Annotated in this window: 13 protein-coding genes and 1 riboswitch; of the genes, 4 read left to right on the top strand and 9 right to left on the bottom strand. The window is 40.9% G+C overall.

Features of this window, described 5'->3' with window-relative positions; all coding sequences use genetic code 11:
- Nucleotides 1-111: 111 nt before the first annotated feature.
- From KO513_RS15465 to thiD, 9 genes are all read right to left on the bottom strand, one after another.
- Nucleotides 112-1224 carry an aldose epimerase family protein gene (locus KO513_RS15465; RefSeq protein ID WP_215914172.1) on the bottom strand — a complete coding sequence of 371 codons (1113 nt, stop codon included), beginning with the start codon at nt 1222-1224 and terminating at the stop codon, nt 112-114.
- Nucleotides 1225-1276: 52 nt separating this feature from the next.
- Nucleotides 1277-2959, bottom strand: coding sequence for a sulfatase-like hydrolase/transferase (locus KO513_RS15470; protein WP_215914173.1), 1683 nt, complete (start codon nt 2957-2959; stop codon nt 1277-1279).
- Nucleotides 2960-2998: 39 nt separating this feature from the next.
- The gene (locus tag KO513_RS15475; protein WP_215914174.1) at nt 2999-4390 is read right to left on the bottom strand and encodes a sulfatase-like hydrolase/transferase; all 1392 of its coding nucleotides are present in this window, start codon (nt 4388-4390) and stop codon (nt 2999-3001) included.
- A 19-nt stretch (nt 4391-4409) separates the two neighbouring features.
- Nucleotides 4410-5921 carry an alpha-L-fucosidase gene (locus KO513_RS15480; RefSeq protein ID WP_215914175.1) on the bottom strand — a complete coding sequence of 504 codons (1512 nt, stop codon included), beginning with the start codon at nt 5919-5921 and terminating at the stop codon, nt 4410-4412.
- 23 nt (nt 5922-5944) lie between these two features.
- Nucleotides 5945-6679 (bottom strand): 3-keto-disaccharide hydrolase, encoded by a 735-nt coding sequence (locus tag KO513_RS15485; protein WP_215914176.1) that lies wholly within the window; start codon nt 6677-6679, stop codon nt 5945-5947.
- Nucleotides 6680-6840: 161 nt separating this feature from the next.
- Nucleotides 6841-7443 carry a short chain dehydrogenase gene (locus tag KO513_RS15490; protein ID WP_215914177.1) on the bottom strand — a complete coding sequence of 201 codons (603 nt, stop codon included), beginning with the start codon at nt 7441-7443 and terminating at the stop codon, nt 6841-6843.
- A 12-nt stretch (nt 7444-7455) separates the two neighbouring features.
- Nucleotides 7456-7725, bottom strand: coding sequence for a hypothetical protein (locus KO513_RS15495; protein ID WP_215914178.1), 270 nt, complete (start codon nt 7723-7725; stop codon nt 7456-7458).
- Between the two features lie 45 nt (nt 7726-7770).
- Nucleotides 7771-8019: an ArsR/SmtB family transcription factor gene (locus KO513_RS15500; RefSeq protein WP_317195440.1), complete on the bottom strand. Its 249-nt coding sequence runs from the start codon at nt 8017-8019 to the stop codon at nt 7771-7773.
- Between the two features lie 104 nt (nt 8020-8123).
- Nucleotides 8124-8924 carry a bifunctional hydroxymethylpyrimidine kinase/phosphomethylpyrimidine kinase gene (thiD, locus tag KO513_RS15505; protein ID WP_215439744.1) on the bottom strand — a complete coding sequence of 267 codons (801 nt, stop codon included), beginning with the start codon at nt 8922-8924 and terminating at the stop codon, nt 8124-8126.
- A 484-nt stretch (nt 8925-9408) separates the two neighbouring features.
- On the opposite strand from thiD, the gene KO513_RS15510 reads away from it, so the two are divergent.
- From KO513_RS15510 to thiS, 4 genes are all read left to right on the top strand, one after another.
- Nucleotides 9409-22707 carry a gliding motility-associated C-terminal domain-containing protein gene (locus tag KO513_RS15510; protein WP_215914179.1) on the top strand — a complete coding sequence of 4433 codons (13299 nt, stop codon included), beginning with the start codon at nt 9409-9411 and terminating at the stop codon, nt 22705-22707.
- A gap of 23 nt (nt 22708-22730) precedes the next feature.
- Complete coding sequence (locus tag KO513_RS15515) at nt 22731-23663, top strand: PorP/SprF family type IX secretion system membrane protein (protein ID WP_215914180.1); 933 nt, start codon at nt 22731-22733, stop codon at nt 23661-23663.
- 10 nt (nt 23664-23673) lie between these two features.
- The gene (locus tag KO513_RS15520) at nt 23674-25611 is read left to right on the top strand and encodes an OmpA family protein (RefSeq protein ID WP_215914181.1); all 1938 of its coding nucleotides are present in this window, start codon (nt 23674-23676) and stop codon (nt 25609-25611) included.
- Nucleotides 25612-25732: 121 nt separating this feature from the next.
- Nucleotides 25733-25829: riboswitch (TPP riboswitch) on the top strand.
- Between the two features lie 111 nt (nt 25830-25940).
- Entirely contained in the window at nt 25941-26144 is a 204-nt protein-coding gene (gene thiS, locus KO513_RS15525; protein WP_215914182.1) for a sulfur carrier protein ThiS, read from the top strand.
- Nucleotides 26145-26147: the final 3 nt, after the last annotated feature.

Here is a 26147-nt window from a genome sequence, read left to right on the forward strand (position 1 = left end):
GGTAGTGTTCTATTGAAATAAGGAGTACGTCCGTTAGGAATATTAAATCATCCTTCTTCTATATATTAAAGAAGCTTATGATTGTTTTTTGTTCTATTGAGCAACCAAAAATCAGTCTTTTATGCCAAAGTGAAATATAGCGGTTTCATCATATTTTTCTCCCGGTAGAAGTAAGGTAGAGGGGAAATTAGCATGATTTGGTGTGTCCGGAAAATGTTGTGTTTCCAAACAGAATGCCATGTGATCTGCATATTTTATATGATTTTTTCCTGTAAAGGTATCTCCAATTCCGTTCCCTGAATAAAATTGAACACCGGGTTGGGTGGTAGAAATAGTCATTGTTCTGCCGGATTTGGGTTCCCAAACTTCTATTACCTTTTTTAACTCTCCAACGGCCTTGTTAAAAACATAGTTGTAATGATATCCGTTAAAATCCAATTTATGAATGTTCTCACCTAGTGGGGTGGGTGTTGTTAAATCCCAATCTGTACCTTTTACGGGAGCTAATTTTCCAGTGGGAATAATTTCTTCGTCAATTTCAGTATAGGTGTCCGCATCTATAGTAATGATATGGTCGTAGATTTTATCTTCCATACCATTAAGATTAAAATAGCTGTGTTGCGTCATGTTCACATGTGTAGCTTTGTCCGTAGTAGCTTCATAATGTGCTATAAGGCGGTTGTCATTGGTTAAGGTATAGGTTACATAACTATCCAAGGTTCCCGGAAACCCCATGGTTCCATCTTTTGAGAGGTGGTGTAGCTGAACAGAAGGTCCTTGATCATTTACTACGATCTTCGATGCCCAAACTACACGATCAAATTCATTGCCGCCATGTAAACAATGCTCGTTGCTATTTTGAGAAAGTTGATAGGTAGTTTCACCTATTTTAAACTGACCGTTTCTTATCCGATTGGCAACGCGGCCTATGGTTGCCCCAAAACAGGGGTGCTCGGCTTTGTATTGTTCCAAATTATCAAAACCGAGCACAACATCTTTAAACTTTCCATTTTTATCAGGAGCTAGGATGGAAGTTATGGTGCCTCCAAAATTGGTGAGTTTTACCACCATGCCATTGTCATTGGTAAGCGTGTATAAGAATACATTTTCACCATTGGCCGTTCCCCAATTTTTGGAGGTAACCCCACTATGTTCTTGGGCGAATAATGGTGCTACGGCACAACAGAGAACCAACATACATAAAACACTGCCCAACTTTTTCATATCTATTTAGTTTCTTGTTTGCCGGATAAAATTAGAGAAAATTGATACCCTATTACTTTGGTTCTATAATATGCCCTCGTTCTCCTTCGCTGTCCGCAGTATAACGTAATACTTTAGGAAACCCATCCCCACGGGCATTGGTAATTTTTTTTTTCCAAACTTCTCTCATTTCCTTTAATTTGCTTTCCAAATTGGAGTCAGAAGCTAGGTTTGTGGTTTCTTTTGGGTCGTCTTTAAGGTTAAAGAGCTCTTCGTACACTGCGGGTTCTCCGTTTAAAGGTCCTTCGGCATAATCGCGGTAAACAGCAATATCCGGGTCGTGTACTTTGTACAGCATGGCGCTTGTATTGATACCCATTTGCTTTGCAGTGGCAATTTTCTTTAATGCAGAAAAGTTTTCGTTTTTATAATAACGTATATATTTCCACTCCTTATCCTGTACGGCCTCACATCTTGGGTTTCCAAATTGGGTAGACCATAAATTTTCAGTGTAAAGGTACGGGCGCACGGCCTGTTCTTCACCAGCTAAAAGTCCGGTTAGATTTTTACCTTGATAGGTGCTTGGAACGGTAATACCGGCCATGGTCATCATGGTAGGAGCAATATCTATGCTCTGTACCAAAGCATCGGAAGTTTTACCTCGTTTTGATTTCTTCGTATTGGGGTCAAAGATAATCATGGGCACGTGGGTAGTTTCCTCATAGCACAAGGCCTTTCCGCCAAGACCGAATTGTCCCATAAAAAGACCATGGTCAGATGTGAAAACAATAACGGTATTCTTATCTAATTTTTGATCTTTTAATGTTTTCCTGAGCTGGCCTATGAGTCTGTCTATACCGGTCATAGCTTCCATTTGTCTAATATATCGCTCTTTGAAACCTTCTGGAGTATCTACATAGTCATAGCCTGTTTGGCGGTCTCCGGCATGATGGATTTCGGCAGGAAGTTTAGGTGTTTTTATATCCTTTCTTGCAACATAATTTTCCGGTAATGGAATATTCTGGTCTCGATATAGCGTCTTATAAATCTCATCGTCCGAATCTCTCATTTGCATAGATCCGGTACCGGCACCATGGGGTAGATTAAAGCAAACGGAAAGCATAAAAGGTTTTTCCGTTGGTCTCTGGTCTAGGAATTTTATAGCACCGCCCAATTTTTGCTCGTTGGATAAAAAGTCCTGCACACCTTCGCCAACAACTTCTACTTGGGTATCATATTTAGCATCTTTAAAAATCTTATGGCGGTCTTTAGGGTAAAAGCCCAAGTGGCCGTGTCCTGCGTACCAGTAGTCAAAGCTTTTTTCCATAAGGCCACTATCATAACCACCTTCGCCAACGGGAACATGGTTCTTTCCTACCCAGCCGGTGTAATACCCGTTTTCTCGCATGACCATAGGGTAGGTATTGGCCCAACCTTCTTTAGACATACTGGTGCCGGAATTAAAATTCACGCCATGCTTACGTTCAAATTGACTGGTTAAAATACTAGCTCTACTAGGAGTACAGATAGCGCTGGTAATATGGGCGTTGGTAAATAAAACCCCATCTTTTGCCAATTGGTCCAAATTGGGAGTCTGCACTATAGTATTTCCGGTGCAGCCCATAAGACCGTACTGTTGGTCATCCGTTAATATGAAGATGAAATTGGGTTGCTCTTGGGCCGTAACCTGAACCGTTGCGTAGGTGTAAATGGCCATAACAATAAGCCAATATTTAAACCGATTAGAATATTTCATTTTGTCTGTTGAAATTATATTAATGCTTCCGTTTATGATTTATTTACCAGTTGGACCTTCAGCTTTTTTTCTAAAAGCCTCAAAAGCTTTTTCTTCTTTGATTACATTTTTTGCATGTGGGTCTATCCATCCTGGTTCTAGGTTCTTTGCATCCCAAGCCGTATATGCCTTTTCTAATTCGGCCACTTTTTGGGGATTATCGGCCGCTGTATCCGTTCGTTCCCAAGGGTCGTTCTTTAGGTTGAAAAGTAGGGTTTTACTTTTATAAGCACTTTTGTAAAGTTTGTAATCACCAACTCTAACAGCATACTCAAAACCACCTACGGAACGCCAGAACAACTGTTCATGTGGCAAACCGGTCTTTCCCTCTAAAATATAGGGCAACAATGTGGTGCCGTCTAATTGGGTCTCCTTTTTTACGTTACCTCCGGCTGCTTCCAAAAATGTTGGGAAAAGGTCTAATGAGCTAATGGGCTTTTTATAGTGCTGTCCGGCTTTTAGTTTTTTGGGCCATGTGATGAAGAAAGGGACTTTAATACCACCTTCGAACAACATGCCCTTATGACCACGGTACGGACGATTATCCGCATGTTCCGTACGACCTCCATTATCGCTTAAAAATACTAAAATAGTGTTCTCTTTCATGCCATTGGCAACAAGTGTAGAATCTATTCTACCAACATTTGCATCAACAGCGTTTACCATGGCCGCGTAGACACTTCGCCCACCGTATTCAATATGTTTGGTATGTTCAAGATATTGTTTGGTAGCTTGGTCCGGTGCGTGCGGTGCATTGTAGGCCAGATACATAAAAAACGGCTTGTCATCTTTCTTGGTGATAAAGTCTATGGCCTCATCCGTAAAATCATCGGTAAGGTAACGCAATTCATTTTGTGGTACCGGTTTTCCGTTTCTAACAATAGTCTTGATAGGACCGTCAGGAATTCCCCAGTAGTTCATTCCACCACCTGCAAAACCAAACCAATGGTCAAAACCTTGATGAATGGGGTGTAGGCTAGGGTGGTCCCCCAAATGCCATTTACCAATTGCACTGGTGCGATACCCATGTTCCTTTAGGGCTTCGGGAATCATTTTTTCCGAAAGCGGAGTTCCTACCGTATCATCGTTTTCGGAATCGTAAGGCATATTACAATCATGTCCAAAACGAGCCTGATAGCGCCCGGTTAATAATCCGGCTCTAGATGGACTACAATACGGATGTGATACATAACCGTTGTCAAAAATAACGCCTTGAGAAGCCAATTTGTCCAAATTTGGAGTGGGTATGTCCGTAGCTCCGTTAAAGCCAACATCTGCCCAGCCTTGATCATCCGTTAGGACCACTATGATGTTCGGTTTTTGATTTTGTGCCATACCCGTTAAAGCAGTCATGAGACCTATGGTCAATGTGTAAATGAATTTTTTGCTCATGGTAATATCCGTTCCTTTTCTATTTCAATGTTATTTTGTAAACAAGTGCAGCATCAGCTTCTGCCGGCATTTTTCTTGGAGCAGTAACCAATAGGCCTTCCGCTGTTTTTTTCCACTTTATCTTTTGATTACTGCCTAATACGGAAACCGATTTGATTTCCATATCCTTGGCCTTGTTCCCGAAAACTTCAAGAACGGTGTTGGCTTTCTCTCCGGGCCATCCTAACTGAATGGCATAAACGGTTTTGTCTTTTTTGGTGTAACGAATATCTGCCGAATTTAAATCGTATAAACCGGCTTTAATGGCTCCATAATCATTCCACTCATCTTCCGGGTTTCGTTTCATTTTGGTAGGACCTTGGCCGTAGGCAACAAAGGGGCGTGTATTGTAAATACTTTCACCGTATAGATTTAACCAAGCCCCAATACCTTCCATGGATTTGGCCTGTTCTTCCGGAATAATCCCTTCTGCCATAGGAGCTGCAGCTAAAATCATTACTCCGTTTTTACTCACCACTTCAGCCAATATCCGAATAGCTTTTTTAGGATCTAAAGCGGTACGCTTGTCTTTATTATACCCCCACGAGCTGCCCAATTGAAAATCTGTTACCCAAACTTCAGGGGCAATATCTATGACTGTAGCTCTTTCTAAGTTTACAACAGCTAGATCCGTTGGGAAAAATGAGCCTTTGGTGTTTACCACTACTTCTTTATTCTGCTCTTGTGCCTTATTAAAATAGTTGGCCAAAAATTGCTTACGGTAGTCCTCTTGAATATAGCCTTGGGCAAAATCCATCCAAATATAATCAGGGGAATAGGCATTGATAACTTCATTTAGTTTTCCCAACCATATATCACATTCTTCTTCGTACGTGGTATTTCCGTAAAGAATACGATACTCATCTTCTTGAGGGACTTCCGGATTAGTATAGGTTACCGAGTGTGTACTTACCGGACGAAGAAAGCTATTCTCTTTTTTAGGATAAAAGTGCATGTGAAAACCATGATGAAACGTGGTCATGAATTTTAAATTTCGCTTTTTTACTTCGTCACCAATTTGCTTAACTACATCAATTTTAGGTCCCTTGTCAAAGGAGTTCCAAGGATTGACTTCACTTTCCCAAAGCGAAAAACCATCATGGTGTTCCGCAATGGTTCCTATGAATTTTGCACCCATGTTTTCAAACATATCCACCCAGCGTTTTGCTGAGAATTTTTCGGCTTTCCATTGCGGTATAAAGTCGTGATAATCTACATCTCGCCCGTAGGTTTTGGTATGGTAGTCATAAACATCTTTTCCCCATGTCTTTCTCCTGTCGTTTTCGTACATAAAACGGCCGTACCATTCATTTCCATTGGCGGGAACGTTATAAACGCCCCAATGAAAATAGACTCCTAACTTAGCATCTGCAAACCATCCGGGAGCAGCTTTGTGTTGTTTTAAATTTTCCCAATCGGGACCAAATTTGTCTTGGGCGTAGCATGTGCCCATAAAGGACAATATCAAAAAAAAGGTAATCTTGTTTTTCATTTAAATAATGTAAGTATGCTGGTTTATTTAAGTTCTTGGATTTTTATATTTCTGTAGGTAATCTCGGAGCCTTCGGCCTGAAGGGCAATGTTTCCTTTTTCTAAAGGGGTTCCGTTGGCATTTAAGAAGTCTTTTAGTTCATTGACCAATTGCCCGTTTTCATAGAATTTGGCGCTTTTTGAGCCTCTTACCTCTACGCGTACTTTGTTCCAACCATCAACTTCATAATTACCATATTTATCACCTTCTATATAGGTTTTTTTTCCGCTGGAATCCAATAGTTTTTCAGAGCCGTCCTTTTGATACCATGTTACTTTTGGCCCTTTAATGACCCATAGGTCGCCTGTGTCTCCTTCCTGAATCTGACATTCCAGACAGGTAGGCCAGATTACTTTTTCGCCTTGTACGTGGAATACGATTCCGGCATCGCGTTTGGCTTCTAGGCGAGGGGCAAATTTGCGCTCTCCCCACTTATATTCTAGTTCCAAATTAAAGTGACTGTATTCTTTGGTAGTGGTGATCATGCCAAAAGGGGCTTTATCTCCTTTCCAGGTATAGAGTACTTCTATTTTGTTCTTTTTTATTTCGAATAATTTTTGATTGGAGGGCAGCTCACTTGGAGTGATAGTGTAGCTAGAACCAAGTTCATTTTTCGGAAATGGGTTGGTCCATTCTAGCTTGGATTCTTGAGCTGAAAGAGAAGATAGGACACAAGAAAAAAGTGTCAACGTTAGAATTGAAGTGATTTTAGTTTTCATAGGGTCCGGTCTAGTAATACGGTGGCAAATTCTAAAAAAAATGTCCGTTGATAAGCAACGGACATTCTTAATACTACCACAAATGTTTAATCTAGATCAATTTTAGCATAATTAGGCCCTTATATAGACCAAATAGCTAAGTCCTGGAAAATAAACCGGCTTTAATCGTAAATGCGAATAATTTCGCCATTGCCTTTTCCATCAACACTTCTTACATACCCGTTTATTACCTTATTCATAGGAATAGGGTTGTGCCCCGGAAAATAATCCTTATATTTTTCATAGGCATCTTCTACCATGCCGGAAGAAACGGCATTTACCCTTATACCGTTTTCTATTTCTAATGCTACAGCTTGTACAAAGCTATGGATAGCTCCGTTTACCATGGCGGCACTAGTGGTCATGGCCACGGGGTCATCTGCCAAAATACCTGTGGAAAGGGTTATGGAACCTTGTGGTGCAAGAAACTTTTGGCCTATGCGAACCAAGTTGACCTGACCCATTAATTTACTGTTCAGTCCTATATGAAAATCATCTTCCGTAAGACGGTCAAAATTGTCCCATTTTGCTTCGCCTGCAATACAGATTATAGCATCAAATTTGCCAGCTTGCTCAAACATTTTAACAATAGAGGAACTATCTTTAATATCCACAAGAAAATCACCGGACGTTCTACCGGCAATGACTACTTTATTTTTTTTAGAAAAATGCGCCACTACTTTTTTTCCTATAGTTCCGTGTCCTCCAATAATCAAGATTTTCATAGTTTCTTATTTTTAGGTTAAACGTTTTCTATTGTTCTGTTTTGGTCTTTTTTTTCTGGTTTTGTAAATAGTTAGGGTGGCAATGATACTCCACAACATATTAGATACAAATGGAGGAATGGCACTGTAATAATAACAGTTGGTTGCAATTAATAATCCTCCAAGTAGGTTTAAGTACTTACTATAGCCTAGAAACTTTTTGTTTTCCATCATTGTGATGGCGTAGGCCAAGATGATGAGCCCCGAGCCCGTCCATCCGAAAATATCGATTAACAATTTCATTTTAAATAGTAATATCTATATATGTCGATTTGATAGGTTAAAAAATTAGAGCAAAAATTTTGCAAATTCGGTAATTATAGCTTCGTTTCTTTTAAAATAGGACCATTTTCCATGACGTGTCATAATCAATAAGCCACATTTTTCCATGCTGGTTAAATAATTGGATATGGTTGATTGCGACAGTTTGGATTTCTCGAATATATAGGAAGCACAGACCCCATCATTAAAATGCTTTATGCTCACATGTGGCGGAAAGTTCTTTTCAGGTTCCCTGAGCCACTCCATTATCTGCATTCGGGTGTTGTTAGATAAACATTTACTTATTTCAACTGCTTCTTTAATATCCATATATACAAATATCGAAAAATATCGATATGTATCAAAAAAATTTTGGAATTTTATACAGGAAAATGTTGAACGGGACCATGCCCCATACCCAAAACCCTGTCTTTACCCTGTAGAATGGCTTTGTTTAAATACGAACAGGCTTTTTTTACCGCTTCTTCAAGGTCGTATCCCAAACTTAATTGTGCGGCAATGGCAGAAGATAAGGTGCACCCTGTACCATGTGTATTTTTGGTATGTATACGTTTATTGGAAACGAACACTGTTTTCTGTGTATCGTACAAGAACAAGGTATCGGTCATTTGGTCAGAACCTTCCAGATGCCCTCCTTTTAGCAAAACCGAGGTTTTAAAGGTGTTACCAATTTCTTTTGCAGCTTCGGCAACACTGTTAAAATCAATTTTTTTATCAATGAGGATTTCTGCTTCAGGAATATTAGGGGTAATGAGGTAAGCATCGCCCAAAAAAGATTTTAGGCTATCCAATGCGGCTTTGTTTAGAAGTCTATCTCCGGATGTAGCCACCATTACCGGGTCTAGAACAATGTTCTTTACAGAATATTCTTTTAGTGTTTTTTTTACCGTTTCAATGACCTCAGCAGAGTGTAGCATACCAATTTTTATTGCTCCAAACTCAATATCCTCCAAAACTACAATTAGCTGTTTGCGTATGTGGGAGACGGGTATTGCATGAATATCAAAAACACCACGGGTGTTTTGAGCTGTAGTAGCCGTAATGACCGAAGCAGCAAAAGCGCCATTGGCACTAATACTTTTTATATCTGCCTGAATGCCTGCACAACCACCTGAATCACTTCCGGCAATAGTTAGAACACAAGGGTATACTGAATTCATAGATGCGGTAAAACAAGGGTGAGCCTAAGAAAACCAAATGTATCAAAATTATTTTAAAAAGGGTAGGGCAGAAGTTAGGGTATTCAGGTAGTAATTCTTACAAAAATATAATTGGTTAATTCTGCCTCGGCCTGACTTATACGCTTGGTAACTAACTTTTTGGACCTTGTGTTTCTTGTGTATTTTGGAGGTGAAACAGAAAAATGCAAAAGCCAACTACAACGTTGTAGTTGGCTTTTGTATTTTAACTTGAAAAACGATGCTCTTGTAAATACCGTGAATAAAGGCCTATTCGATGAAATGCATTTTTTTTAAGTTCTGTCATATACAAAAAATGCAGTTTCCCATACAATCCCTCTTAATAGACAACAATTAATGGCATAAGCTAAGGTTTGCAGATATATTTGATAATATTAACTTTACTTATGTAGTCTTTTACCTACTTTTATAGTAAACCATATATATTTACACTAACCGCCACGTTATGAATTTTTCAATCAAAAGTTGCGTCTTTACATTGATAGCTGTGCTATTCTACGCTATTAATGTGGATGCTCAAATCAGTAGTAATCGATATACGGTAAACCTCACGCCCCAAAGTCTAGCTACCTGTGGGGGAGTCAATAATTCTCTTGAAGAAGTATTTATAAGAGGAGAAAATGGGAGCTGTAACGATTTTAGCATCACTTTTGATTTGCCTCCTGGCGTAGAGTATGTCTCAGGTACAGCAAGTATAACTTCTCAGGTAAATTCATTTGGGGACCCCATAGTTGCAAATCAATATTCTATTGGAGAAGGCGGTACGCCTTCTGATCCTGTTTTTACCATTTTGCGACCAAGTAACGCAAATTGGGATGTTGGCGATGAAGTAATTTTTACTTTTGAGCGTAGTGCTAATTGCGCCGCAGTAGTTCATTCAAATTCTGGCGGGCTGTTTAAAGACGCGCATACGATTAACTTTCAGGATGCAGGTGGTGCCAATTCAGACTCAGATACATTAGAAACGATATCTTCTTATCCCTTAATGGCCGCTTCTTTAAATATTTCGGCAATACCAACTGTTGATGCCAATGTTGGTGAAACCTATACTAGAAATATTACACTCGCCCAAGGTGGTAACGGATGTACGGAAACATTCACATACTATGTTGATTTGGGAGTAGATGTAGATGATGAATATACATTGTCTTATGCAGGTACGGAGTTAACCCCTTCATCAATTAACGGGCAGGTTTTGACCTATTTAATAGATTTAAATGCAGCACCTTTCGCAGGTGCTGTGGGTAATAATGACAATTGCTTTGACAATGGAGAGGTTATTATTTTTGAAGAAGCTTTTAGAGTTGATGATTGTTTGGATACCGCAATTATCCATAATACGTATTGGGGTTGTAATCCGGGTGAGATTTGCCAAGCTGCAGAACAGCAAACCGGTTCGTTAAACTTTGGCGCTAATGTACCTGATATAGCTATTTCAAAAGTTGGATCTACTACACCAGATTTATGTGGCGCGGTTACCTACACTATTAGAATAGAAAATACAAATACAGCTGTAGGTTCTATGGCATTAGACTTGGGTATTAATATTGGTAGTGGACATAATACATCACCAGTTACTACTGCTGCTACTAATCCTCTTTGGGATTTTACCTATTTTGACACAAGAAGTGTTTCTAATTTTAGATTTGCTTCGGGTATTTCTTTTACACCAGAAGATAGACCAAGTACTATTTATCCGACTAGAGGGGATAATGGTACTTCAGTTTCTATACCGCCAAACTTTTTCAATTCTGATCCAGATGGACCGGGAGGTTTTGATGATTTGGATAATGACGGCTATTATGATGACTTACCACCAGGCGAAGCTACAGAACTATCTTTTGACTTTACGGTAACACCTAAAGATAATTGTGGTGTTGCAAGGTTTGATTATATGGGTTGGGAACATACTTATATAGATACCTATTTTAAAGATCAATGTAAGAGCGACCGTATTCCAGAACGTATTGATATTGGGTATTTCAATATTATTAGAGATTACCAAGATGTTACAGAAGTTGAAGCACCTACGGATATTGTAAACAATGAAGATTTTGTTGTGAGTATAGCTCCGGCATTTTATGCAGGTGGAGCAGGTTTACCTACTATAGACGGTACCGCTATGTTTTCTAATGATGCCTCTTCAGAATGGAGTATAACACTTACTGTGCCTACAGGTATGGCGTTGCAAACACCTTTACCGGCTGGTTTTACCCAAAGTGGTAACGAAGTAACGTATACAACAACGGACATGTACGCAGGTAGATTCAAAGAATGGGTAGATTTTCCTATGACTTTCACATGTGGCCCCAATGGTATACAATCTATACCGTATACAACTAATTATACGGCAACGAGTTCGGCTGGTGTTTGTTGGTCTCAAGATATTCATTGTGGTACTGTAAATATATACACACATTGCCCTGGTGGCTGTGTAGGTCCTGCAATTGAAGGTTTTAAAGCCAGAAGACTTACTGCTGGTTGGACGGATAATAGTATGACCACTAAGGTTGTCTTAGATGATAATACAGATGGTATCAAGAAATATTTAGCTGGTGATCAAATGAAGATTACCACTACGGCATCAATAAATAATATTTCATTAGATAACCTATATTTCGATTTAACATATGATACAGCTAGTGCTGCTGCAGGTGGTCCTGGTATTATAACTTTAGTTGATTCTAAAATTACCATCAATGATAATAGCGCAGGTACGTCTAATTCACGCACCCTTACTAATGCACCCGTCTTAACCACCAATAATTCAACTGAGCATATGCTTAGTTTTGATTTAAGTGATGAAAAAGACTTAATAAGTGCGGCTTATTTGTTTGAAGGCGATGCAACTGATAGGGATATTGTGGAACTTGAATTGACTTTTGAGTTCAGTAAAGATTTTCAAGATATAGCCTATTTTGAACTTACAAATTTAAGAGGTGAATTCTTTGCTTTTACTGATTACCCGGCAAATACTGCACCTAATAGAGTAGGTTGCGATACTTGGGGAGACAGGGCATATTATTCAAGACCTAGAATATACGGTGCCAACCTTGCTCATGCAACTGATGGTTGTACGCCATCAAATGGAATCATATATAATATGGTCAAAAATATGGCACCTGCCGATATGCATGCTGATGAATATAGACCTTTAACGTTATGGAAATCTACCGTAATAGATATTCCAGAAGGAGCTAGATTTACAGGAAATGTTACATCAATACAATTTCAAGGGGCATATTCAACAACTACTGGCGAATTTATAGCCACAGAAACAGGAAATCAAATAGTTATTACCCCTGGTCCTAATTTTAGAAATAGAGATCAAAGTGGAACAATTATACCAAGATTATATGTAGAATTTATGGGTACTTGTGAGTCACCTGCGTCTGCGCAGTATGATTTTACGGTCAATTATGATGATTTTGCTTATGCAACGCCGGTACCTTCAAGTTTCTCTTATACCAATACGTTTAGCTATACGCAACCTAGCTTTCAAATTCAATCTCCATTACCTACAGTTAATGGTGATGCCTATACTGTAGATTTTGATACTAATATAGATAACAAAAGTCCAGATGATGTGGATTATAACTGGTTGCAGGTTACCTCTCCAGAGGGTCTTAATATAACAGGTGCATTCTCAGTAGCCGCAGGGGTTGAAACTCCGGTAAATTTCTATCAATCTGGTGATAAAACATGGATAGAGGTAGGGTCTATTGCGGCCGGATCTACAAAATCTATACGTTTTAAAGCTGACTTTGATGACTGTCAAGATCAAACTGTCCTAGTGGAGCATGGTTGGGATTGTTCGGGTTATCCTGGGTATCCCGATACTAGTGTAACCGTTTCAGATTTTCAGGCGGTTGGTGCTACTTGTTACCAGAACTCTACATCTATAACTTTAGAACCTAAAGGTTCACAGGTTCAAGTAGCCATTACTGACCAACCTAGCACGGCACAAGCTCTGTGTACACCATTTAATATAGGGGTTGATGTCATTAGCGCACAATTAGGGGATTTAATTAATCCGTCGTTGCAGTTTGCTATTCCTGGCGGGGACGGTGGTATAACTATAGTTAGTACAGATGTTACTTACCCCAAGGGTTCGCTTGATCCTGCAGATACTCAAGCGGTAACGGTTACTATAGAAAATGGTATTGCCAAGGTAAATTTGTTGGAACATACCAATATCCTTGCCTTAAATGGTATTGCGGGTAATCCAGCGGAAAATTCAATAGATGAAAGAACGGCACATGTTGATCTTGAAATTCAATTGGAGTGTGATTTTATTTCAAATTCAGAATTTACTTTTAAGGTGTATGGGGAAGAACCATGTGGTGATCTCGCCGCGGGTAACGGTTCAAGAGTTGTATCAAATTCTATACAGGCATTAGGTGCAGTAGCACCATACAATGCGTTAAGTACAATTAACCTTCCAGGATTTGGCGCGCCAATCCAAGGTTGTGGTATTACTGATGAAATTAGTGTAGTAACTACAATAACAGGTGGTACAACAGGAAGTTCTGATTTTGGAAAAGTAACCTTAAGATCAGGGATTGAATACGTACCATCATCTTTTTCAAGTACAGACGGTGCTTCATTTGTAAGTGTAGCAACTGTAGGAGACCATGAAGAACTCATTTTACAATATCCTGCCGGTGTAACTGCTGGGTCTACAATAAACTTCGACTTTGATTTCATAACTACCAACGAGGGTATTTGTGATGATTCAGCAGAAGTTCAGATAGTAAACTATGTTACAGTGAGCGGTATAACTTGCTCTACTACTAACTGTGCGGATTTTCAAATAGCAACAGGTTCTTCCTATGAAATTATGCCCTTAGAAAAACCTATTTTAGTTGGTACGCCAAATGATAGTTTCTTTTCTGTAGATACTAGTAATAACTATGAATATCATTTATCCTTAGATATTGAAAACACGGCTCTTGTAGATGCCGATGCTGGTTATGCTTATAGTGTATATTGTGCAGATGTAAATGGAGATATTGATGGTGCTGCTATAGCTACGGGATCAATAGCCGATGCAATTCCAAATTCGTCTACGATTACTGACGAAATTGTGTTTACTACTTCTGGAGCTGCTTGTTCTGGTACTAACTTTATAGTAGAGTTTTTACCTTCTAGTACAAATTGCCAGTGCGAAGCTGTCTTAATTCCTGTATCCGTTACTTCGGGCGCGCCGCTAGATTTAGATGACGATAATGACGGTATACCAGATGTTATTGAAGTTTATAATGGCGATTCAGATGGTGACGGCACCCTAGATTATGAAGATCCAGATTTCTGTGCCGCTACTTTTGATGGCATCAATGGATGGGATTGTGCAACAATGGGCTTACCTGATCCTGATGATGATTTAGATGGCGATGGTATTCCAAACTACTATGACACGGATTTCCCAACTTGTGGAGGATTGAATGCTAATGGTATATGTATCAATTTTGATACAGATGGCGATGGTATTCCAAATCAGTTAGACCTGGATTCTGACAATGATGGTATTACGGATATTGTTGAGAGTGGTTCCGCTAATATAGATGCTGATGGTGACGGTGTCATAGATATTATTACAGATGTAGATAATGATGGTCTTGCAGATGTAGTAGATAATGATACTACGGACGGTCCAGAAGGTAGTGCGCCCTGTACTCCGCAAAATGGTTGTGTTCAAGTAAACTCTACATCAAATGTTTTTGATACAGATGGAGATGGGGCTACTGATGAAAGCGGTGATTTTGATGGAGACGGAATAATAAACGCCTACGATTTGGATAGTGATAATGACGGCATTCTAGATACGGTTGAAGCACAAACTACAAGTGGCTTTAATACACCAGATGCTATAGATCCATTAACAGGTATCCCGGCAATTGGTGCAGATACAGATGGTATAGACCCAATTGATACTGATGGTGATGGCAATCCGGATTACCTAGATTTAGATGCCGATAACGATGGCATTACAGATACTTTAGAGGCCGGAGGCGTAGATGCCGATGGCGATGGTGCGGTAGATGGTTTTGCTGATGCTGATGGTAACGGTGTTGCCGACAGTGTTGATGCTACGCCTTTACCAGATGAAGATTCTGATAATGACGGAATTTTAGACCGTTTAGATTTAGATTCTGATAATGACGGAATAACGGATACTACCGAAGCTGGTGGTATAGATGGTGACAGTGACGGTATCATTGATACGTTCATGACCGATACAGATAATGACGGACTTGCAGATAGTGTAGATCCAGTAGGTCCAACTACTCCAGGTACGCCAATTCCGAATCCGGATACGGACAATGACGGATTGGATGATAGAATAGATTTAGATTCTGAAAATGATGGTATTCCAGATGTAATTGAAGCTGGCGGTTCTGACCCGGATAACGATGGTAGAATCGGTACAGGTCCAATTGCAGATGATGATGGAGATGGACTTTCAGATTTAGTAGATCCAAATGATAATACAACAGGTACACTAGACGATGGTCCAGGTACTCCATTACCAATAGACAATTTTGATGGAGACAGTGTTCCTAATCACTTAGATATAGATTCTGATAATGATGGTATTACGGATACTACCGAAGCTGGTGGACTAGATGTTAATGGTGATGGTGTTGTAGATGGTTTTGATGATACCGTTACAACAGACGGTTGGGATGACGCTACGGCAGCATCTCCACTTCCAATTCCTAATTCAGATACTGCAGGCGGTCCAGATTATTTGGACATTGATGCGGATGATGATGGTATTCCAGATAACGTAGAAGCACAGACTACAGCGGGTTATATTGCTCCTGCTGATGCTGAAGCAGCTAACGGATTAGATACCAATTATCCTGTAGGGTTAACCCCTGTGGATACGGACGGTGATTTAATTCCTGATTATTTAGATGCGGATTCTGATGCGGATGGTGTTAGTGATGTTGAGGAAGCAGGTCAAGGTACAATGGTAGACCCTTTAGCCGATGCTGATGGAGATGGCTTAAACGATGCTTATGATGATACAACTGCTGGTTATGATGTAAACAATGACCTAGATACAGGTGCAATTGCTACAGATAATGTAGATGATTTAGACACTTCAGAGGTTGATTTTAGGTCCATATTAGATTCTGATAATGATGGTATCATGGATACGGTTGACATTGATGATGATAACGACGGAATTTTAGACACCGATGAAACAGGAGATACAGATGGTGATGGTATTCCAGATAGTATTGATTTAGATTCAGATAATGACGGTATTCCTGATTCTATAGAGGCTGGTGGTACAGATACAGATGGTGATGGTCATATAGACTACCCAACTCCTGGTGACCCATCTTCAATGACGGATACGAATAATGATGGTCTTGCGGATGAAATTGCAACAACTCCTTTACCAGATGAGGATTCAGATGGTGATGGTATTAAGGATAGAGTAGACTTGGATTCAGATAATGATGGTATTGCAGATGTAACGGAAGCCGGTGGTCCAGATACGGATAATGATGGTGTTATTGACACTTTCGCAACAGATACAGACCGTGATGGTTTAGCAGATAGCGTTGATCCAGTTGATGCAACTACTCCTGGTACGCCTTTAGAAAATCCAGATACCGACGGTGACGGATTTGATGATCGAATAGATACAGATTCAGATAATGATGGTATTCCAGATGTAACGGAAGCTGGTGGTTCTGATCCGGATAACGATGGTGTTATCGGTACAGGTCCCATTGCCGATGCAGATGGTGACGGACTTTCAGATATTGTAGATACAGATGATAATACAACTCCAACTGCTACAGATGGTCCAGGTACAGCTTTACCAATAGATAATTTTGATGGTGATGCTAATCCTAACCACTTAGATATAGATGCAGATAATGACGGTATTCTAGATGTAGTTGAAAATGGAACAGGCGCTTTAGACACCAATAATGATGGTGCTATAGATAGTACTGATGATGTATTCCTAGATGCAAATGACAATGGTCAAGCGGACGATACAGAAGGTACTGCGCCATTAAATACAGATACAACAGGTGGTGCAAACTACATAGATATTGATGCAGATGATGATGGTATTCCTGATAATGTAGAAGCACAAACAACTGCAGCTTATGTTGCTCCAGATGATGCTTTTGACGCTGAAGGTTTAGATACTCAATATGCAGGTGGAATTACACCTGAAGATACAGATGGGGATTTAATTCCTGATTATTTAGATCCGGATTCTGACAGTGATGGTACTCCGGATATCATTGAAGCAGGGCAAGGAACTATGACTGATCCTTTATCTGATGCGGATAATGACGGATTAAACGATGCCTTTGATGATACGCCCGGTACAGATGTAAACAATGATTTGGATACAGGTGCAGAGGGTACGGATAACGAGGATGATTTGGATACTGACGAGGTAGATTTCAGGTCTATCCTAGACCGTGACCAGGATGGTATTATGGATATCGTTGATCTAGATGACGACAATGATGGAATTTCAGACTTAGATGAGTCAAACGGAATGGATCCGAGTGCCGATGATGATAACGATGGTATCGTAAATTATCTAGATGATGATCCAGCTAACCCAGCAGTGGGTGATGTAAACGGAACGATAGAGCCAGCATTTGATTTTGATGGTGACGGTATTCCTAACCACTTCGATATCGATGCAGATAATGACGGTATATATGATGTATATGAAGCAGGTAATGATGCTTTAGATATCAACAATGATGGTGTTATTGACACTAACGATACCGGTTTTGCAGATTTAAATACAGATGGACAAGCAGATAGTTCCGAGGGAACAATTCCTTTAACTACAGATACTACGGGCAATGCAGATTTCTTGGATATAGATGCAGATGATGATGGTATTCCAGATAATGTGGAGGCACAGCCTACATCAGGTTATGTTGCTCCAGCTGATGCTTTTGATTTCAATGGTGTAGATACAAACTACCCTAACGGTTTAAGACCAGAGGATACAGATGGGGATTTAACTCCGGATTATATAGATTTTGATTCGGATGATGATGGAACTTCAGATGTTGTGGAGGCTGGTCAGGGAGCAATTACAAATGCTACGGCGGATACAGACGGAGACGGATTGAACGATGCTTTTGATGATACGCCGGGCTTAGACGTAAACAATGATTTGGATACAGGTGCTGACGGCACGGATAACGAAGATGACGTAGATCCAGCTGAGGTTGATTTCAGATCTATATTAGATCGCGACCAAGATGGTATTATGGATATTGTTGATTTGGATGATGATAATGACGGAATTCCTGATTTAGAGGAATGTAGCGGAATGGGAAGTGTTTCCTTAATTCCCGATGGTGACTTCGGAGTAGCGGATACTGCTAACGACACCTACTTTAATGGAGCCGGTGATGGTGCGGGTAACCCGGACAATTACGATACCTACACCAAACCAATGCCAGCGGGCATTACAACCACGTATGGGAATGATGCACCTAGACCTTCTGATGGTAACTATGCATTGGTCACGAACTCCGTAGGTCTTTCATATGTAGCAGGTGAACCTATTCCTAACTTTTGGTTAGATATAGAAGATTATACTACAGATGCTCCGGGCGAGTTGGGATACTTTGCTCTTTTTAATGCAGATGGTGCAGCAGGTCGTTTCTATGAACAGACAATAACAGGTTTGGTAGTAGGTGAAACCTATGAGTTTAAGACGGCAATTATCAACTTGTTCAACCCTGGGTATGCAGATAACGGTACGGAACAATTCTTAGGAAACACACCAATTGCACCAAACGTTTCAATGTTAGTGCTTAACAGTGGAGGTACTGTGGTGGATCAGTTTAATTCAGGAGATATTCCTAATGATGGGGAATGGAAAGTAGTTTCATTGATTTTTACGGCTACGGAAACAAGTATGACTTTCGCTATAGATAATAATACAGGCGGAGGTATTGGAAACGATTTTGGAATTGATGGTATTTCTTTGACACAATCCTGTGATTTTGATGGAGACGGTATACCAAACCCGTTTGATTTAGATTCTGATAATGACGGAATTCTTGATATTGTTGAGGCTGGAGGAACCGATACGGATAATGATGGTCGCGTTGATGGCTTCACGGATGCTAATGATGATGGTCTAGATGACGATACAGCAGCAGACCCATTACCCTTACCAAATACGGATACGGCTGGAAATGCAGATTTCTTGGATATCGATGCGGATGATGATGGTATTCCAGACAACGTAGAAGCACAGCCTACAATTGGTTATGTGGCTCCAGCAGATGCTTTCAACAGAGACGGTGTAGATACCAACTATCCAACAGGCCTGGTTCCTGAAGATACAGATGGTGATTTAACGCCAGATTATTTAGACTTGGATTCTGAAAATGATGGTATTTCCGATATGCTCGAAGCAGGTCAAGGTATCTTAACAGATCCATTGGCAGATGCAGATGGGGATGGTCTTAACGATGCTTATGACGATACTCCTGGCAATGATGTAAACAACGATTTGAATACTGGTGCGGACGGCACGGATAATGTGGATGATGCAGACATGGCTGAGGTTGACTTCAGATCAATATTGGATTTTGACCAAGATGGTATTCCGGACACGATAGATTTAGATGATGATAATGACGGTATCTCAGATGTAGATGAGGCCAACGGAATCGACCCAAGTGCCGATGATGACAACGATGGTGTTCCTAACCATTCGGATGATGATCCAAGTAATCCTGCAATCGGAGATGTAAACGGAACAACGGAGCCAGCGTTCGATTTTGACGGTGACGGAATTCCTAACCACTTTGATATTGATGCAGATAATGATGGTATCGTAGATGTAGTGGAAGCGGGTAATGGCGACCTTGATACGAACAATGACGGAGTAATCGATAGTATTGACACTGGTTTTGCCGATGCGGACGATAATGGTCAAGCCGATAGTTCGGAAGGAACAACGCCACCAAATACAGATGGTACAGGAGAAGCTAACTTCTTGGATATTGATGCGGATGATGACGGTATTCCAGATAACGTAGAAGCACAACCAACAGATGCTTACATAGCTCCAGCGGATGCTTTTGACGCAGCCGGATTGGATACGAACTATCCAAGTGGATTGGTTCCAGAAGATACTGATAATGATGGTACGCCTGATTACACCGATTCGGATTCAGATGCTGATGGTATTGATGATGTGTTGGAAGCAGGCCAAGGTACAATAGCGGATCCATTGGCTGATGCCGACGGAGACGGTCTTAATGATGCTTTTGATGATACTCCTGGTTTAGATGTAAACAATGACTTGGATACTGGTGCGGAGGGTACGGATAACGAAGACGATGCAGATATGGCCGAGGTAGATTTCCGGTCAATGCTAGACACAGACCAAGATGGTATTCCAGATACGGTAGATTTGGATGATGATAATGATGGCATTTCGGATTTGGATGAGGCCAATGGAATCGACCCAAGTGGCGATGATGATAATGATGGTGTTCCTAACCATTCTGATGATGATCCAAACAACCCTGCAATCGGAGATGTTAACGGAACAACAGAGCCAGCGTTCGATTTTGATGGTGACGGAATCCCGAACCACTTTGATATTGATGCCGATAATGATGGTATCGTAGATGTAGTGGAAGCTGGTAATGGCGACCTTGATACGAACAATGACGGTGTAATCGATAGTAATGATACCGGCTTTGCCGATGCGGACGATAACGGTCAAGCCGATAGTTCGGAAGGAACAACGCCACCAAATACAGATGGTACAGGTGAAGCTAACTTCTTGGATATTGATGCAGATGATGATGGTATTCCGGATAACGTAGAAGCACAACCAACCGATGCATACATAGTTCCAGCAGATGCTTTTGATGCGACCGGATTGGATACGAATTATCCAAGTGGTATAGAGCCAGCAGATACAGATATGGATGGTACTCCTGATTATATTGATTCGGATTCAGATGCAGATGGCGTAAGTGATGCTTTAGAAGCAGGTCAAGGCACAATGACTGATCCATTAGCGGATGCCGACGGAGACGGTCTTAACGATGCCTACGATGATACTCCTGGTTTAGATGTAAACAATGATTTGGATACAGGTGCCATTGGTACGGATAACGAAGATGATGCTGATTTAACTCAGGTAGATTTTAGAGATATCCTAGACTATGATAAAGATGGTATTCCTGATACAATAGATCTTGATGACGATAATGATGGTATCGCTGATTTAGTGGAGACCAACGGAATCGACCCAAGTGCAGATGATGACAATGACGGTGTTCCTAACCATTCTGATGACGATTCAAATGATCCAGCAATCGGAGATGTAAACGGAACAACGGAACCAGCGTTCGATTTTGACGGTGACGGAATCCCGAACCATTTTGATATCGATGCCGATAATGACGGTATTACAGATGTAGTGGAAGCCGGTAACGGCGCACTTGACACAAATGGTGATGGTGTAATTGACGCTGATGATGCTGGTTTTGCAGATGCAAATACTGACGGTCAAGCCGATAGTTCAGAAGGAACAGTACCACCAAATACAGATGGTACAGGTGAAGCTAACTTTTTGGATATTGATGCAGATGATGATGGTATTCCAGATAACGTAGAAGCGCAACCTACCTTGGCGTATGTTGTTCCTGCCGATGCTTTTGATGAAGTAGGCTTGGATACCAACTACCCAGGTGGATTGGTGCCAGAAGATACGGACGGTGACGGAACTCCAGATTACTTAGACCTTGATTCTGAAGATGACGGTGTGCTAGATATTGATGAAGCTGGTCAAGGTACCTTTACAGGTGTTGATTCTGATTCAGACGGATTGGATGACGGTTTTGACGATACGCCAGGTTTAGATGTAAACAACGATTTGGATACAGGTGCAGATGGTACGGATAACGATGACGATGCTACAACTCCTGAAGTTAATTTCAGGGAAATTGGCGATAGTGATGGAGACGGAGTCCTTGACACTCAGGAGGAAGCAGACGGCACGGATAAGAATGACCCATGTGATTATGTAATAGAGAACGTTACCTTGGATTTCTCAGGTGATTACCTAGTTGCAGATTGTGATGGAGATGGTGTAATCAATGGTCACGAGCTAGAAGATAATACCAATCCGGAAGACCCTTGTGATTACATAGAAAATAGTATTACCTTACAACAAGAAGGGGATTATCTTATATCTGATTGTGATGGAGACGGTCTAACCACTGCTCAGGAAGAAGCTATAGGTACAGATCCAGATGTTGCGGATACGGATGGCGATACTATTGTAGATGGTCAGGAAATAGTGGATGGAACAGACCCTCTTAACCCGTGTGACTCATTAAACGGCGTACCTACATTGGAAGCAGGTTGTGATCCGGAGTTAGTAGAAACAGGTGTTTCTGTTACCAATGAGATCATAACACCGGATAATGATGGAACCAATGATACATTTATAATTGATAATATAGAATCCTATCCAAATAATACCGTACAGATTTATAACCGTTGGGGTATTATCGTGTATGAGATGTCAGGTTATGACAATGGAGCTAATTCTTTTAGAGGTATATCTAATGGAAGAGTAACAATTCAAACTGATTCTCAATTACCTGTAGGAGTGTATTTCTATATTATTAAATATGAAAACAAAGGTGATAATTTAAGCAAAGCAGGCTACCTATATATCAACAGATAAATTCCCCAAAAAACGAAATAACCATGAAAAAAGTAGTAACAACGATCCTCTTCATATTTGCCGGTCTGGCCTCGGTATTTAGTCAGCAGGATGCACAGTACACGCAGTACATGTATAACACCATATCAGTAAACCCGGCCTATGCAGGTTCACGTGGGGTGTTCAGTATTGCCGCTCTTCATCGCTCGCAGTGGGTAGGCTTAGATGGGGCTCCCACAACGCAGACCCTCAACTTCCATACGCCGGTTTCTGGCAAAGTGGGGTTGGGCCTATCGATCGTGAACGATGAGATCGGTAACGGAACCAATCAGGATACGTATGTAGATGCGGCATTTTCCTATACCGTGAATACCTCTCGCGAGGGTAAACTGTCCTTTGGATTAAAGGCAGGTGGGCATCTTCTAAACGTAGATTTCTCTAAGTTAAGGAACTACGGTGCGGAGAGTAACCTTCCTAATATAGACAACAAGTTCTCGCCCAATATAGGAGCAGGGGTATATTACCATACAGACCATTTTTACGCGGGGCTGTCGGTTCCTAACTTTTTGCAAACGGAACATTTTGACGGCTCCAATACAGATGCCAGTTCGTTCCTTGCAGAGGAGCGTATGAACTTCTATTTCATTACGGGTTATGTGTTTGATGTAAACCAAAGGTTAAAGTTCAAACCTGCGGCATTGGTCAAGGCGGTAAAAGGAGCGCCCTTACAAGTGGATCTTAGTGCTAATTTCTTGATGAACGATAAGTTTTCATTGGGGCTTGCCTATAGATGGGATGCAGCTCTAAGTGCACTGTTCGGGTTTCAACTGAATGACCAGTTAATGTTGGGTCTGGCCTATGACCGGGAGATTACGGATTTAGGAGCGACCAGATTTAACGATGGTTCCTTTGAAATCTTTCTTAGATACGAATTCCTGAACCGTTACAAACGAGTGATTACCCCAAGATTCTTTTAATAGATAAGACATGAAAAAAGCAAGATATATATTCTGTGGCCTGGCGGTAATGACAATGGTTTCTCAGGCACAAGAGAAAAAGATAAAAAAGGCGGACACGAAATTTACCAACTATTCCTATGCCTCGGCCATACAGTCCTATGAGGATTTAGTAGAGGACGGCTATACGGAAGAAGAGATTTTCAAGAACCTGGGGAACGCGAACTATTTAAACGCGAACTATGAGGAAGCTGCCAATTGGTACGGTCAATTGTTCCAGTTAGGGATAACGGATATCGACCCGGAATATATGTACCGCTACGCCCAAACATTAAAGTCGTTGGAAAAGTATGACGCATCGGACATTTGGATGAACAAGTTCAAGAAAGCAAGGTCAAATGACCAACGGGCATTGGCCTTTGGCAATAACTTGGACTACTTAGACCAAATAGAAGAACGCTCGGGAAGGTATGAACTAAAAAATTTGGCCTTGAATTCCAAGGTGTCAGATTTTGCGCCCTCTTTCTATGGGAAAGATTTGGTCTTTTCTACGGCAAGGGACAGTGGGCGGATATCCAAAAACATCCACAGATGGAACAATGGCGCCTTTCTAAACTTGTATAAAGCAACAGGAGACGGGCAAGGAAACTTTACGTCATTGGAAAAGTTAGACCGAAAACTGAACAAGAAAACACACGAATCCTCTACGGCCTTTACTAAAGATGGACAGACGATGTACTTTACCCGTAACAATTCGGACAACGGAAAATTTTCCAGAGATGAGGAAGGGATAAGCAGGTTAAAAATATACAGGGCCAACTTAGTGGCCGGCGAATGGGATAATATAGTAGAATTACCTTTTAATGGGGATGGTTACTCCGTGGCTCACCCAACGTTGAACAAGGACGAAACCAAATTGTATTTCGCATCCGATATGCCGGGAACGGCAGGGGAATCTGATATATTCTCCGTGGATATCAATAAGGACGGTACTTTTGGAGCCCCTCAGAATATGGGCCCGCAAATCAATACGGAAGCTAGGGAGACTTTTCCCTTTATAACCGAATCCGATATCCTTTATTTTTCTTCGGACGGGCATCCCGGTCTGGGCGGTCTTGATGTATTCGCTACAGATCTAAAGAACGATAGTGGCAGGGTCATCAACGTAGGAAGACCGTTGAATGGGGAAGAGGATGATTTTTCATATATCGTAAACGAAGAAACGAAAAAAGGATACTTCTCCTCTAATCGCGAAGGAGGAGTGGGCAATGATGATATTTATGGTTTCTTAGAAACGGAGCCTTTAGATTTTACTTGTCATACTAATATTACGGGCACCGTCAAGGATAAAAAGACGGGAGCTTTGCTTGCCAATGCATCCATTAAAGTATACGACAGTAAGAAGAACCTAGTTGCCAGTTCGGAAACAGACGCCAACGGTGCGTTTGCCATGGAGGGCGACTGTACGGATGGGAACTACAAAATCGTAGCCACTAAAACGGATTATGATGAGGGCGACAAGATGTTTGCCACGGTGAACGCGCAGGATGCAACCGGAATAGAAGTTGTATTGGCGCAAGCGGATAAATCGGCACCCGTTGGTACGGATTTAGCTAAGTACCTTAATATTGAACCGATCTATTTTGATTTTGACAAGCACTTCATCCGTGAAGATGCCAAGGTGAGCATCAATAAAGTACTGGCGTATTTGAACGAATATCCGAATGTAAAGGTACAGGTGCGATCACATACGGACTCCCGCGCGAACGATAATTATAACATGCAATTGTCTGCCAACCGGGCCAAGTCTACTGCAGAGTACCTAGTTGGGCAGGGCATTGCCCAAGATCGTATCTCCTTTGAAGGTTTTGGCGAGACGCAGCTAACAAATGATTGTAGCAATGGGGTGCCTTGTTCCAAGGAGCAGCACCAAATGAACAGACGATCGGAGTTCATAGTGGTAGAATAAAGTAAAATATATATTTGAAGGGAAGAAAGGGAAAGAGCATAGCTTTTTCCCTTTTTTTGTTTTAACTAATTTGACTCAACTAAAATTCTTTTTTTTAATCTTCATTCTATACATTTGTAAATGTAAACTTTAGGGGTGTTCCTATTTATTGGGACTGAGACATACCCTTTGAACCTGATGCGGTTAGTACCGACGAAGGGAAAAGTTGAAAAACATTTTGAAATAGATGTTTACAACACTTTTCATTAAAGTGTCCGATGTTTTCTAGCGGAGCACTTTCTTTTCAAAGACGTACGGGCCTCTATCGTTACAGCATAAAATTATTCTGTATGATAACGATAAACATGAACCAAAAGCAGTTGCAGCTTGGTGCCGAAACTACTATCCATCAATTTTTACAACAAATAGATTCTTCCGGAAACGGCGTTGCTGTGGCCATTAACGACCAAGTTGTACCACGTACCAATTGGCAAACCCGTTTTCTGCAAGACAATGATACGGTTCTCGTTATTCAGGCCGCGCAAGGTGGTTGATGA

Source organism: Zobellia sp. B3R18 (genome assembly GCF_018860715.1).
GTDB classification, from domain to species: Bacteria; Bacteroidota; Bacteroidia; order Flavobacteriales; family Flavobacteriaceae; genus Zobellia; species Zobellia russellii.